The 321-nt window shown below is 49.5% G+C and carries 1 protein-coding gene; it reads right to left on the reverse strand.

Features of this window, described 5'->3' with window-relative positions; genetic code table 11:
• Positions 1-321: nSTAND1 domain-containing NTPase (locus AAEZ00_RS20800; protein WP_351089777.1), on the reverse strand; the 321-nt coding region annotated here is incomplete at both ends.

Consider the following 321-nt stretch of genomic DNA (forward strand, 5'->3'; position numbering starts at 1 on the left):
GTGCAAATACAGTGATTGCAAGGTGTATTGCAACATGGGCAGAGCATCGGGGTTTGAGGCGGCTTCACTGCAAAGTATTTCGTCCAACGGCATTGCCGTATCGGGATCGAGTGTCCATGTGAGGTTAGCTGCATTGGCCGGCAAGCGGATCATTTGCATCAGCTCTGATCGGGTTGGCGCCGATAAATCGAAATGTGAGCCATTAGCTTTGCCTGCCATTAGGCTTGGGTGGCTAACAACCTGAGGGTAAAAGTCATTGCGGCAAGCACTAATTATTAATACTGCCCCTGAAACCGCAAGGGTTTCGAGGATATCTAATAC

The organism is Shewanella sp. S1-49-MNA-CIBAN-0167, assembly GCF_040310145.1.
GTDB classification, from domain to species: domain Bacteria; phylum Pseudomonadota; class Gammaproteobacteria; order Enterobacterales; family Shewanellaceae; genus Shewanella; species Shewanella psychromarinicola.